A 2,129-nucleotide genomic window follows, 5' to 3' on the forward strand; every position below is an offset into this window, starting at 1 on the left:
CTATATTCCTGGGCCGGCGGCGTGCTGAGGACGCAAGTGGAGGCAGGCGTGCTGGAGGACATCACGGCGGGCGTCGGCGCCTACAAGGACAATCTCTCTGCCGGCGCGGTCGAGGCCTTCACGGTCGGCAGCAAGCTCTATGGCCTGCCCTATACGGTCTCGCAGGTTGGCTTCATGTACAACAAGGACCTCTTCGCCAAGGCCGGGGTTGACGGCGGCACCATCAAGAGCTGGGACGATTTCCTGGTCGGAGTGAAGAAGCTCAAGGCGGCCGGCATAACGCCGATCGCCGTCGGTGGCCAGGACAAATGGCCGTTGCACTTCTACTGGACCCATCTCGCCGTCCGGCTCGGCGGCAAGCCGGCCTTCGAGGCCGCGCTCAAGGGCCAGAATGGCGGCTTCGAGGGCGAGACCTTCCAGAAGGCCGGCGAATTAATGAAGCAGCTGGTCGATCTCGAACCCTTCCAAACCGGCTTCCTCGGCTTCAAGAACCAGCAGGCGCTTGGCTTCTTCGGTGATGGCAAGGCCGCGATGAACCTGGCGATCTCGCATCATTCCGCGACGCAGCGCGCGCTCGCCGCCGACAAGAAGGGTATCGCCGAGGACAACCTCGGCTGGATCGACTTCCCGATGCCCGCAGGCGGCAAGGGCCAGCCCTCGGATACGCTCGGCGGCGTCAATGGCTGGATCATCACCAAGGGCGCGCCAAAGGAAGCGGTCGAGTTCGTCAAGTTCTTCATCTCGGACGAAGTCCAGCGCGAACTCTCCAAGCAGAATTTCATCATCCCGACCTTTAAGGGCGCGGAATTGTCCCTGAGCGCCGCCTTCATGCAGAACGTCGCCAAAAACATCGCCGCATCGCAGTATCACCAGAACTTCTACGACCAGGATCTGGGACCCTCGGTCGGCCGGGTGGTCAATGACGCGACGGCCGAGATTGCCGGCGGCTCAATGACGCCCAAGCAAGCCGCCAAGGCGATCCAGGAGGCGTTCAAGCAGGGCAATTGAGCCCGGCATCCCTGCGTCAACCTTGGAAAGCGATACCGATGTCTCAGCACAGCGCTGCCGCCGTCATCCGCGGTAGGCCTGCGGCTCCGGCTCCGGCTGCGCGCCGCAAAGTGACGACCGACGGACAGATCGGCGCCCTCCTGCTATTCCTGCCGCCGGCTCTACTGCTGTTCACGCTCTTCGTCGTGATGCCGATCGGGGAGGCGGCCTGGTATTCCGGTTTCAACTGGAACGGCTTTGGCACGCCGACCCGCTGGATCGGCTTCGACAACTACCGCTTCGTCTTCGATACCCGCGGCTTCGGCATCGCCTTCCGCAATAACCTGCTGATCATCGCGGTCTCGCTGGTAATCCAGTTGCCCATCGCGCTGACGCTGGCTTTGCTGCTCGCCGAGAAATTCCTCGGCTCGTTGGCGCTGCGGATGTTGTTCTTCCTGCCCTATGTGCTGGCCGAGGTGGCGACGGGCCTGATCTTCAGCTTCATCTATGACGGCAATTATGGCCTGCTCGCATCGATCTACCGGATGTTCGGAGCCGAGGCGCCGCATCTGCTCGCCAGCACGCAGACCTCGATGCTGGCGATCCTGATCGTCGTCGTCTGGAAGTATTTTGGCTTCCACATGATGCTGTTCATTGCCGCGTTGCAGGGCATGGACCGCAATCTAGTCGAGGCTGCGCGCATCGACGGGGCGTCGCGCTGGCAGGTGCTGCACCATATCGTGATCCCGCTGCTCTATCCGACGATCCGCCTCTCGGTGTTCTTTGCCGTAGTCGGCTCGTTGCAGCTCTTCGACCTCGTCATGCCGCTGACCCGGGGCGGACCGGCCGATTCCTCCAATACGATGGTCAGCTTCCTCTATAATAACGGCGTCTCGCGCATGCGCGTCGGCTATGGCAGCGCCATCGGTGTCATCCTCTTCGTGATCTGCGTGACCTTCGCGATCACCTACAAACGCTGGTTCATGCGCGATGAGTGAAGCCGCCATCGCCGGCCACCGGCCGCTCGACCTCATCCTCGTCTACAAGATCCTGTTTCTCGGAATCGTGGCGCTGTTCGTCGCCGTGCCGCTGCTTGCGACTCTGCTCGGCGGCTTCAAGACGCTGGGTGAATTGCGCACCAA

At 62.2% G+C, this 2,129-nt stretch carries 2 protein-coding genes; both read left to right on the top strand.

All coding sequences use genetic code 11. The features are described from left to right. Positions 1–1,008, top strand: a 1,008-nt coding sequence (locus AC1DVA_RS27870; protein WP_476808046.1) for an extracellular solute-binding protein, incomplete at its 5' end; no start/stop codon positions are given. Positions 1,009–1,046: 38 nt separating this feature from the next. After that, positions 1,047–1,985: a carbohydrate ABC transporter permease gene (locus AC1DVA_RS27875; RefSeq protein ID WP_265055482.1), complete on the top strand. Its 939-nt coding sequence runs from the start codon at positions 1,047–1,049 to the stop codon at positions 1,983–1,985. Positions 1,986–2,129 lie beyond the last annotated feature (144 nt).

It is taken from the genome of Allobosea sp. P4_C6, assembly GCF_056402015.1.

Excerpts from the sequence above, each read along its gene's own strand:
- AC1DVA_RS27875 (WP_265055482.1), top strand. The coding sequence starts at position 1,047 with ATGTCTCAGCACAGCGCTGCCGCCGTCATCCGCGGTAGGCCTGCGGCT.